Annotated in this window: 14 protein-coding genes; 11 read left to right on the forward strand and 3 right to left on the reverse strand. The window is 39.9% G+C overall.

From position 1 onward, the window contains the following. From D3P12_RS06285 to D3P12_RS06305, 5 genes are read left to right on the forward strand one after another with little or no spacing between them, the layout of a single operon-like run. The gene (locus D3P12_RS06285; RefSeq protein ID WP_118194179.1) at positions 1 to 519 is read left to right on the forward strand and encodes an Mpo1 family 2-hydroxy fatty acid dioxygenase; all 519 of its coding nucleotides are present in this window, start codon (positions 1 to 3) and stop codon (positions 517 to 519) included. A 28-nt stretch (positions 520 to 547) separates the two neighbouring features. Beyond that, positions 548 to 1549 (forward strand): glycosyltransferase family protein, encoded by a 1002-nt coding sequence (locus D3P12_RS06290; RefSeq protein ID WP_118194180.1) that lies wholly within the window; start codon positions 548 to 550, stop codon positions 1547 to 1549. 29 nt (positions 1550 to 1578) lie between these two features. Beyond that, positions 1579 to 2094 carry a hypothetical protein gene (locus tag D3P12_RS06295; protein ID WP_118194181.1) on the forward strand — a complete coding sequence of 172 codons (516 nt, stop codon included), beginning with the start codon at positions 1579 to 1581 and terminating at the stop codon, positions 2092 to 2094. A 3-nt stretch (positions 2095 to 2097) separates the two neighbouring features. Then, a complete protein-coding gene (locus tag D3P12_RS06300; protein WP_118194182.1) occupies positions 2098 to 4410 on the forward strand; it encodes a TonB-dependent receptor in 2313 nt (770 codons plus the stop codon). A gap of 3 nt (positions 4411 to 4413) precedes the next feature. Continuing rightward, positions 4414 to 5190 carry a DUF4249 domain-containing protein gene (locus D3P12_RS06305; RefSeq protein WP_118194183.1) on the forward strand — a complete coding sequence of 259 codons (777 nt, stop codon included), beginning with the start codon at positions 4414 to 4416 and terminating at the stop codon, positions 5188 to 5190. A 44-nt stretch (positions 5191 to 5234) separates the two neighbouring features. On the opposite strand, the gene D3P12_RS06310 is transcribed toward D3P12_RS06305, so the two are convergent. Continuing rightward, positions 5235 to 5846, reverse strand: a complete 612-nt coding sequence (locus D3P12_RS06310; protein ID WP_118194184.1) for a polysaccharide deacetylase family protein — start codon at positions 5844 to 5846, stop codon at positions 5235 to 5237. Positions 5847 to 5911: 65 nt separating this feature from the next. Here D3P12_RS06310 and D3P12_RS06315 point away from each other — a divergent pair, with 65 nt between their 5' ends. The 4 genes from D3P12_RS06315 to D3P12_RS06330 all read left to right on the forward strand — a co-directional run bounded on the left by D3P12_RS06315 (position 5912) and on the right by D3P12_RS06330 (position 10930). Further along, a complete protein-coding gene (locus D3P12_RS06315; RefSeq protein WP_118194185.1) occupies positions 5912 to 7273 on the forward strand; it encodes a TolC family protein in 1362 nt (453 codons plus the stop codon). Between the two features lie 20 nt (positions 7274 to 7293). After that, complete coding sequence (locus tag D3P12_RS06320) at positions 7294 to 8685, forward strand: efflux RND transporter periplasmic adaptor subunit (protein ID WP_118194186.1); 1392 nt, start codon at positions 7294 to 7296, stop codon at positions 8683 to 8685. A gap of 47 nt (positions 8686 to 8732) precedes the next feature. Then, positions 8733 to 9725, forward strand: coding sequence for an acyl-ACP desaturase (locus D3P12_RS06325; protein ID WP_118194187.1), 993 nt, complete (start codon positions 8733 to 8735; stop codon positions 9723 to 9725). 257 nt (positions 9726 to 9982) lie between these two features. Beyond that, positions 9983 to 10930: a helix-turn-helix domain-containing protein gene (locus tag D3P12_RS06330; RefSeq protein ID WP_118194188.1), complete on the forward strand. Its 948-nt coding sequence runs from the start codon at positions 9983 to 9985 to the stop codon at positions 10928 to 10930. On the opposite strand, the gene D3P12_RS06335 is transcribed toward D3P12_RS06330, so the two are convergent. Beyond that, positions 10927 to 11145: a hypothetical protein gene (locus D3P12_RS06335; RefSeq protein WP_118194189.1), complete on the reverse strand. Its 219-nt coding sequence runs from the start codon at positions 11143 to 11145 to the stop codon at positions 10927 to 10929. The genes D3P12_RS06330 and D3P12_RS06335 overlap by 4 nt on opposite strands. Before the next feature lie 76 nt (positions 11146 to 11221). Between D3P12_RS06335 and D3P12_RS06340 the strand changes: the two genes are divergently transcribed. Then, on the forward strand, positions 11222 to 12178 hold the full coding sequence (locus tag D3P12_RS06340) for a TIGR01212 family radical SAM protein (RefSeq protein WP_118194190.1): 957 nt from the start codon (positions 11222 to 11224) through the stop codon (positions 12176 to 12178). 88 nt (positions 12179 to 12266) lie between these two features. Next, a complete protein-coding gene (locus D3P12_RS06345; RefSeq protein ID WP_118194191.1) occupies positions 12267 to 12803 on the forward strand; it encodes a hypothetical protein in 537 nt (178 codons plus the stop codon). Between the two features lie 76 nt (positions 12804 to 12879). On the opposite strand, the gene ilvA is transcribed toward D3P12_RS06345, so the two are convergent. Then, a complete protein-coding gene (ilvA, locus tag D3P12_RS06350; protein WP_118194192.1) occupies positions 12880 to 14130 on the reverse strand; it encodes a threonine ammonia-lyase IlvA in 1251 nt (416 codons plus the stop codon). Between the last annotated feature and the right edge of the window lie 2 nt (positions 14131 to 14132).

Genomic DNA, 14132 nt, shown 5'->3' on the forward strand with positions numbered 1-14132 from the left:
ATGGGTACAACAAATAAGCAGAAAGGCAAGGTTCCTGGTAAGATTGAGGGACTGTTTATTGAATATGCTCAAAGCCACCAAAACACAACAAACGTCCTGATCCATTGGATTTGTGTGCCATTAATTACGTTTAGCCTTCTTGGCTTGGTTTGGATGATTCCATTTCCGCATATATCATGGTTGGGATCGATGAATGGTTTCGTTAATTGGGCTTCATTTCTGATTGCTTTTGTGATTTATTACTATCTACAACTTTCACCTACTTTATCTTACGGAATGCTGTTTGTTATTGGGATATTCAGCTTTTTTATTGTGCAATTAGAGTATTGGGAGGCTGCTGGTGGTTTACCTGTATGGATGGTCTGCGCTATTATATTTGTGTTGTCGTGGATCGGACAGTTTATAGGACATAAAATTGAAGGTAAGAAGCCTTCATTTTTAACAGATTTGAAGTTTCTTCTGATCGGACCGATATGGTTATTGTCAAAACTTTATCGGAAATTGAAGATACCTTATTAAGCATTTCGTTTAATATAAAATAGGGGAGATGAATGTTTTGTACGCTATTCAGGGAACGGGGAACGGTCATCTGTGTCGAGCCATGGATATTGTCCCCTCTTTGCGGAAACATGCCAATGTTGATATATTGCTGAGCGGAACGCAAGCTGATATTAATCTTCCGTTCGATATAAAGTACCGACTCAACGGTTTAAGTTTTATTTTTGGCAAACACGGCGGAGTAGACCTATGGAAAACCTTCGTGCATTCTAAATTTAGGTTGTTTATTAAAGAGGTAAATGCGTGCCCGGTACAAGACTATGATTTAGTGATCAATGATTTTGAACCGGTAAGCTCATGGGCTTGTAATTTAAAGGAAAAGTTTTGTATAGCTTTGAGCCACCAAGCAGCAGCAGTTGATCACTCTGCTCCCAACACAGAAGAAATAGATCGATTAGGGAAGTTTATTTTAAAGCATTATGCCCCACATGATGAGGCTTATGGTTTTCATTTTCAGTCTTACGCTAATAATATCTTTACCCCAATTATTCGTCAGCAGGTTCGGGAGAAAAAGCGAACTAATAAGGGCCATTATACTGTGTATTTGCCTTCCTACGATGACGAGGCTTTATTGAGGTATCTATCTCGATTCCCGGATGTAAAGTGGGATGTGTTTTCAAAACATAATAAGCGAAAATTTACATCGAATAACATCAGTTTTCAGCCAATCGATAATACATTGTTCATCGAAAGCATGGCCAGTTCCGAAGGTATATTATGCGGTGCTGGTTTCGAAACGCCTGCGGAAGCCTTGTTTCTGAAAAAGAAGTTATTGGTAATTCCAATGAAAAACCAATATGAGCAGCACCTGAACGCTGCTGCTTTGAAAGATCTGGGTGTACCGGTTGTTCGCAATATTAAACCAGAAAACGACGTTCAAATTAGAGATTGGTTAGAGAGTAATCGCATTGTAGATGTTGATTATAAGGATGAAGTGGATGATATTATATATGCGATTCTTGAAAGGCATGCAAATAATATATATTCGTAGATAGAATTTGAATATTTAAGATATAGATTATGAATAAGTTAAATCTAGTTTCATTTTTAGCTATCATCTTGTTGGTCGCTTGTCAATCCAATCGACAAGAGAGTGAGTCTGTAGAGACTGACTCTCTCACAAAGGCATCAGGAGATACCGTTTTTCATGGTATTGACGGTGAAGTTAATAATGGTGTGTTGACGAAAGAGTGTTATCTCGAGGTTGCCGGTAAGGATTCGTTAAAGTTGAATATCGAGATTGATGAGCAATCAAAAGTGACAGGACGACTTGAGTTTGTGAATTATCAGATGGATAGCAGTTTTGGTGAAGTAACAGGAGAAGTGATTGGCGATACTCTAGTTCTTGTTCATGAATTTCAAGCAGAAGGTATGGATAATAAAGTGCAGAGGTTATTTCTTAAGAAAAACGATCAGTATTTTTTAGGAAAGGGAGCTACAGAAGAAGTAAATGGAATTTATATTTATCCGGACCGTAGCGAGGTGAGTTTTGAAAATACGCGTGTTTTGAAAAGGATCGATTGTGACATTATCTAAATAATGAGTATCTCTCCAATACGTGGCCTTTTATCATTTGCGTTATTCTGCTTTGCTCAGTTGTGTTTTGCTCAGCAATATTCAGTAAGCGGAACGGTTCGTGATGCTGCGACGGGCGAGACACTCATTGGTGCGTCAATCCGTGCTGGTGAAAATACAGCAGTAGCCAACGGCTACGGATTTTTTTCACTGACGATGGCGGCGGGTGAGTATGAGTTAGTAGCCAGCTTTATAGGTTACCAATCGACCACCCAGTCGCTCATCCTCGACAAGGATACTACATTTACAATCCTATTGGAGTCGGCGACAACGTTAGACGCAGTTGAAGTTAATGCAAATTCTGCTGCAAAGAATATTAATTCGCCGATAATGGGTGCGAATAACTTTCAGGTTCAGGATATCGAGAAAGTACCGGTTTTGTTCGGTGAAAAGGATATCTTGAAGACCGTACAGTTGTTGCCAGGGGTTATATCTGGTGGAGAAGGTAGTAGCGGGTTTTTTGTGAGAGGTGGAGCTGCGGACCAAAATCTTATTATTCTCGACGAGGCTACTGTATACAATGCGTCACATCTTTTCGGTTTCTTCTCTACATTTAACTCAGATGTTATAAAGGAAGTAACTTTACATAAAGGGGGGATGCCAGCTCAGTATGGCGGACGGCTTGCATCTGTTTTGGATATTCATATGTTGGATGGGAATAAAAAGGAGTTTAGGGCAAAAGGGGGACTTGGTCTTATTGCTTCGAGACTAGCGGTAGAAGGTCCATTGAAAAAAGATAAGGGTTCTTTTATCATTAGCGGTAGACGGACTTACGCTGATTTATTTTTAAAGCTTTCGCCTGATTCGACGATAAACGGAAGCAAACTCTATTTTTATGACCTGAACCTAAAAGCAAATTATCAGTTTAATGAGCGAAATACGCTTTATTTGTCGGGTTATTTTGGGAAAGATGTTTTAGGTTATGCCAATACTTTTGGGTTTGATTGGGGCAATGCGACAACAACCCTACGCTGGAATCATGTATTCAATAATCAGTTATTCTCGAATACGTCACTGATTTATGGACGCTTTGATTATAATGTCGATGTATTTGATGAGGATGCAAACTTTAATATTGCATCAATAGTCGATAATTTTAACCTGAAGCAGGATTTTCAATATTACGCAAAAAACAATCATTCTCTTTTCTTCGGATTTAATGTACTGAACCAGAAGGTTAGTCCGGCCGACTTTGTTTCGCGAGATACGACTACCTTATCGTCGATTGCGTCGGAACCAAGAAAAGGGATGGAGCTGAATGCCTATATTTCCCATGACTGGAAAATAACCGAACGGTTAAATGCACTTTATGGATTACGTGTTTCTGGTTTCCTTGCTCTTGGCCCGGGAACTTTTAATACCTATGATAAAGATGGAGATATAGTTGAATCAGTGTATTACGACGATGCATCAATTGTCGAACAGTACTTCATGCTCGAACCTCGGGTATCGCTGAACTTTAAATTGAATGACCAATCTAGTATAAAAGGTTCTTATAACAGGAATAGCCAGAATTTACATTTGTTGAGTAATTCTACTGCTTCGCTGCCGACGGACGTATGGGCTATGACGAGTCAGAATATTAAACCTCAGTTAGCAGATCAGGGGGCAATAGGTTATTTTAGAAATTTCCGGAATAATCAGTACGAGTTTTCAGCAGAGCTGTATTATAAAGAAATGTCTAATCAGATTGATTTTAAGACAAATGCTGATATCCAGGCAAATCCGAACGTTGAAGCTGATCTATTGTATGGTGATGGCAGGGCTTACGGTTTGGAATTCTATCTGCGAAAGCATACGGGTCGGTTAAACGGATGGCTAAGTTATACCTTGTCAAAAAGTGAGAGAAGCTTTCAGGAAATCGATAATGGGGCTTGGTTTAATGCTCGTCAGGACCGAACTCATGATCTTTCATTGGTGGCGATGTATGAAATTAATGATCGTTGGAGTCTTTCCAGTACCTTCGTTTATAGTACAGGAAATGCAGTTACCTTTCCGAGTGGTAAATATCTTGCTGACGGAAAACCGATATGGTATTATTCCGAGAGAAATGGTTATCGTATGCCTGATTATCATCGATTAGATATTGGTTTTACATATGAACCAAAATCGAAAGGTAAACTTAAATCGACTTGGGATTTTGGTATCTACAACGTTTATAGCCGCAAAAACGCATATATTATTGATTTTAGGGAAAATGAGGCGAATCAAACAGAGGCTTATAAAATCGCGTTATTTGGTATTATACCTTCCGTGACTTGGAATTTTAACTTTTAGGCGATGAAAAACTTGTCGTTTTTTATAATTATTTTTTCCGCAGCTTTGCTCTCTTCATGTGAGAAAGTAATCGATTTACAGCTGCGCGATGCCGAACCTGTTTTGATGATTGAAGGAACGATTAGCAACTTACAGGAATGGCAGGAGGTTAATCTTTCTCATACAGTACCCTTCGACTCGGAACTAAGAAGAATGCCTGTGACGGGAGCAAGGGTTTTTCTAAGAGAGGGCAATAATGCCTGGAAAGCACTTTCTGAGTTTCAAGACGGACAGTATATCATTCGTGATTTTCGGGGTCGGCCAGGTGTGGAATATTCATTGCGTGTAGAGTATGATAACGAAACCTATGAGTCCACGTCGAGAATGCCGGAAGTCGTACGAATCGATTCAACCGGCGTGAGCGTTATGACCTTCGATGAAACAAGGCGAACTCCCCTTGTTTTATTTCAAGATCCGCCAGCGGAAAAAAACTATTACTATTTTGAGGTGGAAGTGAATGGTGATGTTGTGCCCTCGCTGTTTTTGTATAATGATAAATTTAATAATGGGAAATACGTAACAATTAACCTAGATGATTTTGAATTAAACCTGAATCCGCTAGATAGCGTGGTCGTTGAATTAAGGAACATCGATGAAGGGAGCTATAATTTTTGGAAAGGCGTACAATCTCAAACGGCGACATCTGCTTCGCCCGGCAACCCTCCATCCAATATATCGAATGGTGCCTTAGGCTACTTTTCTGCGTATGCTGGTAACAGTGTCTACTTTATAATGGAATAACGTAATAATAGAACAAATGTGTCTGGCGCTAACGCGGTCAGTACCTACAAGGTTTTGAAGCGATACCCTTTTTTCTTCCAGTATTCGATTGCTCTCGGTAATGCATATAATACACGTTCCCGTGACTTGATATTATCATGAAAAACGATGATTGAACCGTTTTCTGCGGTTGACAAAACGTTTTTTAAACACTGTTTAGGGGTGATAGTACGATCAAAATCACCACTCATAACATCCCACATGATGATTTTATACTGTTTCTCCAACTTCCGATATTGCTTTCTGGTACCTCGACCGTATGGAGGACGGAAAAGGTCTGTTTGAGCAAGTTGATTGCAATGTTCGACGTTTTCTATGTAGTCATTATAGGGGGTATTCCAGCCTTTGAGATGATTATGCGTATGATTGCCCACTCGGTGACCCTCGTCTAGGATACGTTGGAAAATATCAGGATGTTTTTTAATATTATCACCTACGCAAAAAAAAGTAGCCTGAATCTGGTACTCTTTCAAAATATTTAAGATTGCAGGTGTAACATCTGGTATGGGTCCATCGTCAAACGTTAAAAATAAATAAGGTAGATCACGGCTATGATGCCAGATGAGCCGAGGATATAACCAACGAAGCCAAATAGGTGATTTTATAGGATACCACATGTTTGTTAGGCAAATATAAGAATAGGAATGGAAGACTTTAGTTTTGAATTAGATAAATATGCCAAATGAAGGATCGTAATTATTACATAAAATACATAGCTGTTTTGGCTTTTCTTTGTTTGGGTGCTTTCTGGTTTCCGGCAAATGCGCAACAGGTCATTACGCTTAGGGAGTCGATTGAGCTGGCACAAAAAAACAATTTACAAGTGAAACAGGCGTTGTTTCAGGCAGCTTTGACGGAGCAAGATGTTTATCAATCGAAAATGAATTTCTACCCAAGGTTAAACGCCGGAGTTGACGGGAGCTTAAGATGGGGAAAAAGTTTTGACCAGCTGACCGGTGGACTGACGGAGTCAATCAAGTCTTTGAATGGAAGTGTAAATGCGTCAGTACCTATTTTTCAGGGGTTTCAACGTGTTAATGAGGTGGCTGCCAATAAATATCTTTTGCTGGCAGACCAGAGTAATACAGAGAGGATAAAGAATGATCTGGTATTAGCTGTTGTAACAACTTATTTGGAGGCACTGACGAATCAGGATTTGCTAACAGCAGGTAAGCAGCAATTAGCTCTCTCTCAAGAACAACTTAAGGCTGAAGAGATAAACTTCGAGGTTGGTAACAGGACGCTAGCTGATTTGTCTCAAGCAAAAAGTCAGGTAGCCACCGACGAATTGAATGTGACTTCAGCTCAAAATGCTTATGATGTTTCTATCCTTGACTTAAAGCAGTTAATGGAATTAGACCCATCGACGGAAATTGTTTTGGAACAACCACCGTTGCCGGAGTTCGAAAACATAACAACAGCTTATGCAGCGGATGAGGTTTATCTTGAAGCGAAGTCGATTTACCCAGAGATCAAACAAGCTGGCTATAATACGTTGGCAGCTGAGAAAAATATTGATATCGTGCGAGGCGGTTATTATCCCACGTTAAGTTTGAGCGGCGGATTAGGGAGTGGGTATTCGTCTGCTGATAAGGATTATACAACAGGGGAAGAGCGGCCGTTTCACCAGCAGATAGATGATAACTTCAGTACATTTGTTGGGTTGTCGCTGTCGATTCCTATCTTTAATAATTTCCAAACCCGTATTGCTGTTAAAAAAGCGAAGATTTCCTATGAGAATGCATTATTGGGGGAACGACAAGCGGAAAACAATCTGGCTAAGGTGATTCATCAAGCAGTAGTGGATCTTCGGGCAGCTGAGAAAAGCTACTATTCAAACGAACAGGCATATGACGCCTCTAAACAAGCATTTGAAGTTATCAAGCAGCGTTATGAGGTGGGACTAGCTAATTCAATTGAGCTAAATACATCGCAGACGAATATGAATAAAGCTGAGTTCGATTTGATTCAAGCAAAATATAATCTGATCTTTAGAGGTAAGGTGATTGATTTTTACCTTGGTAAACCGATCACGTTCAACTAAAACCTATACGAAATAATACTATGGCAAAGAAGAAAAATAAACTAAAATATGTTATCATCGGCTTGGTAGTGCTATTGGTGTTTGTGATTATTGCAAATAAAATGGGCTGGATTGGTCAAGGGAATATAACAAAGGTAGCAACCGAAAAAGTAGAAAAACGAACGGTTAATGAAACAGTTTCCGCTAGTGGTAAAATCCAACCAGAGATTGAAGTGAAGTTGAGTTCAGAAGTTTCTGGTGAGATTGTGGAGTTAAATGTGAAAGAAGGAGATATTGTAAAACAAGGGCAAGTGCTCTGTCGTGTAAAACCGGATATTTTACAATCAGGTTATGATCGTGCGGTCGCGTCTTTGAACTCACAGAAAGCTACTTTGGCAGCCGCGCAAGAACAGTTAAAGCAAACCGAAGCGTCTTTTGAAAATATTGAGGCAAACTTTAAACGTAACGAGGAACTATTTAATAAAAAAGTGATCTCAGTGGCTGAATTTGAAACAGCACGATCGGAATATTTAGGTGCAAAGGCTAATTTGGAAGCACAGAGACAAAATGTTGTGGGCACTCGTTATGGTATTGACCAGTCGCAGGCGATGGTTAAAGAAGCGGCAGATAATTTGGCGCGGACTACAATTTACGCTCCGGTTGATGGTGTTGTTTCCATGTTGAGCGTTGAGCTAGGTGAGCGTGTAGTGGGTACCGCGCAGATGGCAGGTACTGAAATTATGCGGATAGCAAATATGGTGTCTATGGAGGTAAATGTTGACGTAAATGAAAATGATATCAATCGCGTCGCTGTAAATAATGAGGCAACGATCGAAGTCGACGCATTTAGAGATCGCAAGTTTAAGGGTATTGTTACTGAAATTGCAAGTTCTGCTAATGATCTGGCTACTGCCACGACTGAGCAGGTAACCAACTTTAGCGTTAAAGTACGCATATTGAGAGAGTCTTATGAGGATTTAGGCAAGGATGGAAATCTTTTGACTTCTCCGTTTAAGCCAGGATTGTCAGCAACGGTTGATATCCATACACAGAAAGACAACGGCTTGTCTGTTCCTATACAGGCTGTGACTACTAGAGAGCGTGGATCTGCTAACGAAAACCAGACAACGGATAAAGATAGTACAGCAACGGATAATGCCAATGCGCCTGATGATACAGCGAACGTTGCAGGGAGAAATGGCACCACAACCAACCAACCTGCAGGAAACCTCCAAGAGGTAGTATTTGTCTATCGCGAGGGGAAGGTTCATCAAGTTGAAGTAACGACCGGTATACAAGATGATAAATATATTCGGATTTTAACGGGATTGAATGAGAATGATGAAGTCGTTGTTAGTCCATTTACTGCAATATCCAAGACATTAAAAGATCAGGAAACCGTTGAGAAAGTGAAGCAAGAGGAGCTTTTCTAAGGTATTTTTCAATAATTAAAAGTGCTTTCTGTATCTTTGTTGTATCTATGCAAGAACAAGAACCAATACACGAAGGGTCCCGAAAAGAAGTCATGGCATATCTTGAGCCGTTTATGCTCAATGAGATGAGTGAATATTTAAAACCGGTAGAACAAATGTGGCAACCGGCCGATTTTCTGCCGGATGCTTCAAGAGATACATTCTTCCAAGAGGTTAAAGACCTCCAAGAATCAGCGAAAGAGCTTTCGTATGACACGGTAGCGGTTTTGATTGGCGATACGATTACAGAGGAAGCACTTCCCACCTATGAATCCTGGCTAACCATGGTTGAAGATGTTTCAAAGAATGGTCAGGGTGGTTGGATGAAATGGGTCAGAGCCTGGACAGCTGAAGAGAACCGCCATGGCGATTTGTTGAACAAATATCTTTACCTTTCGGGTCGGGTGGATATGCGTCAAATGGAGATATCTACTCAGTATTTGATTCAAGATGGATTTGAGATTGGTACTGGCCACGATCCTTATAGGAATTTTATTTACACTTCATTTCAAGAACTAGCCACGAATGTATCTCATCGTCGTGTGGCTGGTCTGGCAAAACAGTCAGGCGATAAATTACTAGCGAAGATGTGTGGCGTTATTGCTTCTGATGAAGCACGACACGCAAAAGCCTACATGTCTTTTATAAAGAAGGCGTCTGAAGTCGACCCGAATGAGGTATTGATAGCATTTGCTGATATGATGCGCCATAAGATTGTAATGCCTGCTCATTTCTTACGGGAAATGGGGGTAAATATAGGTCAGACCTTTGGACATTTTACAGATGCTGCACAACGTTTGGGTGTCTACACCTCCGTAGATTATGTTGATATTATGAAGACCCTTATTACGGAATGGAACGTTGAATCTATGCGCAACTTAAATGAAGCTGGTGAAAAGGCACGTGATTATGTAATGACTTTGCCTGATAGATTAATGCGTGTTGCTGAAAGGGTTCGTTTACCCAATATCGAATACAAATTTAAATGGATTCACGGTTAAGTCGAGTCTTTAGTCATTAGATACGTTAAGAAACCACAAACCTAGTCCCTTCCATTTATACCTTGATTTGCCGTTACTAGCAGGGTATGGCATTATTTCAAAAATAAATCTATAGTCGATCCTATTTATTGATAAAAAACTATATTTGTTTATAATTTAAATTCAGTCTAAATAAAATATAATACAAATAGACGAATTTATTTGATGGATAGTTGTAACATAAACTGTAGTTCCGACTGTGAGAATTCGGTATAAATATGGATCAGGGAAACAGCATATCTCAATATCAGGTAGATCGAAGATTATCGACTAGGGACGAGTCCTGCAGGCGGGAAAATAAAGACAGTGGTGTTCATTTGGTTTTCAAGGGGATTTATATCTGGCATTCAAAAATAAGAACAGAAATATACCATAAGGTATCCACCCGTTTCGATATGCCTTTCTTACAAATGTTGTTTTGCATAGATGATCAACGCTCGTTAAAAGGGCATGTCGGTGGATTAAACTCCGAGTCGCACTGTCTTTTTTATGTTCCGAAGAATACAGCAAATCGTTTACATACCAAATTTTCTTCGGGCGCGGAGGTTATGGGAGTTAATATTGAAATGCCACTGTTTTTTGATCTTTTACCAAAAGATAATAAGATTCTCGTCTCTCTAGAGAAAAAAATCAAGGACAATGAAGCTGTCAATTTATCTCTAGGTTTTCAGCCTTTAACAATTGCTATGAAAGAAGTCATCCACCAGATTTTAAATTGTATGCGAAAGGATGACTGCCGCTGCCTCTTCTTTCATGCAAAAGTTGTCGAGCTGCTGAGCCTTCAGTTGGAACAGCTAGAGCTAGCGAGCAATCACGCTAGCCCTCCTCCTCATAAGTTACTTAAAGAAGAGGAGTTAAAACGAGTGTATCGAATAAAAGAGATTATTGAAAAGAACCCGCAGAAAAAGTTTAGTCTGATTGGGCTTGCCCATACTGTAGGTACCAACGATTCCACTTTAAAAAAGCATTTTAAAGCTGTATTCGGAATGACTGTTTTCGGCTACCTGCATGCATTTCGTATGGAGCAGGCAAAGCGGTACTTACTCGATACCGATATGAAAATTAGTGTGATTGCTCAATGCTCTGGTTATAAATATCCAACACATTTTAGTGCCGCCTTTAAAAAGTACTTTGGTTATTTACCAACCCAGATTAAGCAGAGCTAATTCTCTTTTCCCCGTTTTTCAGAACTCTGATTTCCACGATTAACATTAGACTGTTTATTGTCCGTTTCATTAGCAGTTTGTCCACCGCTATTTGGAATGCCCTGATTCTTTTTTAATTTTTTTACGTCCGTATGTTCGCGGTTAGCGATTGAGTCAGGTTGGTGCTTAGCGTCCCGCTTTGCCGGATCAACTATATTTTTTTCTTGATCTTTCATATCTTCTTTATTTAACCTTGTATATAAAACCAACGTTGGGGAGTTGTTTTTGTTTAAATATCTATAACTTTGCGGAATGGGTACATTATTAGATTCGGGTCATAAGCCGTATAATTACTATGGGTCATATCTTCGTGATAAATACGACGGAAAGCGCGTTTTCAAGATTATCGTAGATGGACACTTTACTTGTCCTAACCGGGATGGCAGTAAGGGGTATGGTGGATGCTCTTATTGTAATGTCGACTCATTCACACCCGATACAGCACGTAAATTACCCAGTATCCGTCAGCAAGTAGAAGAGGGTATCGAACGGGCAGTTAAAGGCTATCGCGCAGAGAAGTTTATTATCTACTTCCAACCTAACACCAATACCTATGCGCCCGCCCATTATCTAAAATCATTATATGACGAAGCTTTGAGCATAGCGCCGGAAAATGTAGTCGGACTCTCTGTCGGTACGCGACCTGATTGTATTGATTTTGAAAAAATTGCGCTGCTAGAGAGTTATACTGACCGTTATGATGTGGATCTGGAAATGGGAATGGAGTCGATCTACAATGATACTCTTAATCGGATTAATCGCGGTTGCTCGCACGAAGAATTGGAGTCTGCCCTTAACTTAGTAAAGAACAGCCCTCTTGATATTTGCGTACATACGATCTTCGGGTTCCCTTGGGAAACAAAAGAGATGATGCTCCGCTATGCGGATGAAATAAACCGCTTCCCGCAGATTAAATTTGTGAAATTACATCATCTACATATCGTTGAGGGGTCTATTATGGGCGTTCAGTACAAAAGGGAACCATTCAAAGTATTTAGTCTCGAAGAGTATACTGATTTCTTGTGTGAGTTTATTCCTCTTTTAAGACCGGATATCGTCATCCAGCGGCTGTTCGGATTAGCAGATCAGGAATTATTGATTGCTCCAAATTGGGGTAAGGGAAAGTCAGCAATCCAAACTTATATTGATAAAGAATTAGAAAAACGGGGAGCTGTACAAGGGTCAAAGTATCAGCTCGTTGCAATATAAGATTGCTTTTTTGTTTATATTTCCAATTCGCTTCGTTAAACTTTTGTGAAATTTAAGGGTCTATTAAGTAGGATCAACTCTGGATATTATGAAAAGTTTGAAAAAAATCTATCAGGCACTTTTAATAGTAGCATTCCTTTTTGCAATTACAGATGTTTCTGCTCAACCGCGTCATAAGAAGTATGAGAAGGCGCGGAAAGAATATGCAAAGAAAAGAGAGAAAGCGTACAAATCGTATAAAAAGAACGAACGAAAATGGGTTAATGAACGTCGTCATCATGATGAAAGGTATCGAAAAGAACACGGTAGGAAGGTAAGGTATGTTAAACGTAATGGCCCACCATCATGGGCACCTGCTCATGGTTATCGCGCCAAACATCATGTTTATTTCCGCGATTACTATACATTTTATGATCCGTATAGAGAGGGTTATGTATACCGCACGAATAATGGTTGGAGATTTTCAAGAAATGTTCCATCGTTTATGGTTGGGATAGATTTAGGACGAGCTCGTATTCAATTACTCACTGACCTACCTTTGAATAGGCGACCGGAACAGTATTACGATCGTTATGCGAAAAGATATCCTCGTGATTCCAGGATACATATAAACATTAACCTTTAGTAAATAATTTTTATAAGAACGGCCTTGAGATTAAGATTCTTAAGGCCGTTCTTATAAAATATTCAACAGGGGATATCTAAATTAGATATTCGAAGAGAGTCTGATCACGATTGATTTCTTTAAAATCAAATCGCTTTTCTTTCATTCGTTCTACTAAGGAATCGTAATCTTCAGGTGACCGTAATTCGATTCCTACTAAGGCCGGTCCACGCTCCCTCTCTGTTTTTTTGATAAACTCAAATCGAGTAATATCATCGTGTTCACCCAATACTTCAGTAACAAATAAACGCAAAGCGCCTGGACGCTGTGGGAAATTAACCAAGAAATAGTGTTTTTTCCCTTCATATTGAAGAGATAGTTCTTTGATTTCAGCCATCCGATCAAAGTCGTTATTTCCTCCACTCACGATGCAAGCTACCTTTTTGCCCTTAATGACATCTTTATAAGCATCTAATGCTGCGACAGTAAGCGCCCCGGCGGGTTCCGCGACGATTGCTTCGTGGTTATATAATTCTAGAATAGTAGAGCAGACTTTTCCTTCTGGTACAAGTTCGATCCGCGAAATATATTTTTGACAATATGCAAAGGTCAGCGTGCCCGCTCTTTTTACCGCGGCACCGTCTACGAACGTATTAATATGATCTAAAGTAATTGGTTCTTTAGCGGAGAATGCCGACTGCATGCATGCTGCACCAAGCGGTTCTACTCCATAGCAAACCGTATCCGACTTAGCTTCATGAAAATAGTGTCCAACGCCGGAGGCTAGTCCGCCACCGCCAATGGGAAGCAAAACTATATCAACATCTGGTAAGTCTTCTAATATCTCAACACCAACAGTCCCTTGTCCTTCTATGACGGCTGAGTCATCAAATGGCGGGATAAAAGTCATCTCATGCTGATCCGTGTAAATTAATGCTTCACGTAAGCAATCATCAAAAGTATCTCCGACAAGAATAATCTCGATGAAGTCACCGCCGAACATGGCTGTTTGATCTATCTTTTGCTTAGGTGTATGACTAGGCATGAAAATTACGCCTTTGATTTGTTGGTTTTTACAGGAAAAAGCAAATCCTTGGGCATGGTTGCCTGCACTAGCACAAACGACTCCCTTCTTACGTTCGTCGTTTGTTAATCTAGAAATCTTATTAAAAGCACCCCTTAATTTATAAGAGCGGACCACCTGCATGTCTTCGCGCTTCAAATAGATTGATGCTTCGTATTTCTTCGATAATCTTGCGTTTTTTTGCAGAGGGGTTCTATTGATGACAGATTGAATACGTTTCAACGCACTCACTGAATCTATCTTTAAATCTGAACGTTCGTTCATTT

It is taken from the genome of Pedobacter indicus (genome assembly GCF_003449035.1).
Lineage (GTDB): Bacteria > Bacteroidota > Bacteroidia > Sphingobacteriales > Sphingobacteriaceae > Albibacterium > Albibacterium indicum.

Excerpts from the sequence above, each read along its gene's own strand:
- D3P12_RS06285 (WP_118194179.1), top strand. The coding sequence starts at position 1 with ATGGGTACAACAAATAAGCAGAAAGGCAAGGTTCCTGGTAAGATTGAG.
- D3P12_RS06290 (WP_118194180.1), top strand. The coding sequence starts at position 548 with ATGAATGTTTTGTACGCTATTCAGGGAACGGGGAACGGTCATCTGTGT.
- D3P12_RS06295 (WP_118194181.1), top strand. The coding sequence starts at position 1,579 with ATGAATAAGTTAAATCTAGTTTCATTTTTAGCTATCATCTTGTTGGTC.
- D3P12_RS06300 (WP_118194182.1), top strand. The coding sequence starts at position 2,098 with ATGAGTATCTCTCCAATACGTGGCCTTTTATCATTTGCGTTATTCTGC.
- D3P12_RS06305 (WP_118194183.1), top strand. The coding sequence starts at position 4,414 with ATGAAAAACTTGTCGTTTTTTATAATTATTTTTTCCGCAGCTTTGCTC.
- D3P12_RS06310 (WP_118194184.1), bottom strand. The coding sequence starts at position 5,846 with ATGTGGTATCCTATAAAATCACCTATTTGGCTTCGTTGGTTATATCCT.
- D3P12_RS06315 (WP_118194185.1), top strand. The coding sequence starts at position 5,912 with ATGAAGGATCGTAATTATTACATAAAATACATAGCTGTTTTGGCTTTT.
- D3P12_RS06320 (WP_118194186.1), top strand. The coding sequence starts at position 7,294 with ATGGCAAAGAAGAAAAATAAACTAAAATATGTTATCATCGGCTTGGTA.
- D3P12_RS06325 (WP_118194187.1), top strand. The coding sequence starts at position 8,733 with ATGCAAGAACAAGAACCAATACACGAAGGGTCCCGAAAAGAAGTCATG.
- D3P12_RS06330 (WP_118194188.1), top strand. The coding sequence starts at position 9,983 with ATGGATCAGGGAAACAGCATATCTCAATATCAGGTAGATCGAAGATTA.
- D3P12_RS06335 (WP_118194189.1), bottom strand. The coding sequence starts at position 11,145 with ATGAAAGATCAAGAAAAAAATATAGTTGATCCGGCAAAGCGGGACGCT.
- D3P12_RS06340 (WP_118194190.1), top strand. The coding sequence starts at position 11,222 with ATGGGTACATTATTAGATTCGGGTCATAAGCCGTATAATTACTATGGG.
- D3P12_RS06345 (WP_118194191.1), top strand. The coding sequence starts at position 12,267 with ATGAAAAGTTTGAAAAAAATCTATCAGGCACTTTTAATAGTAGCATTC.
- ilvA (WP_118194192.1), bottom strand. The coding sequence starts at position 14,130 with ATGAACGAACGTTCAGATTTAAAGATAGATTCAGTGAGTGCGTTGAAA.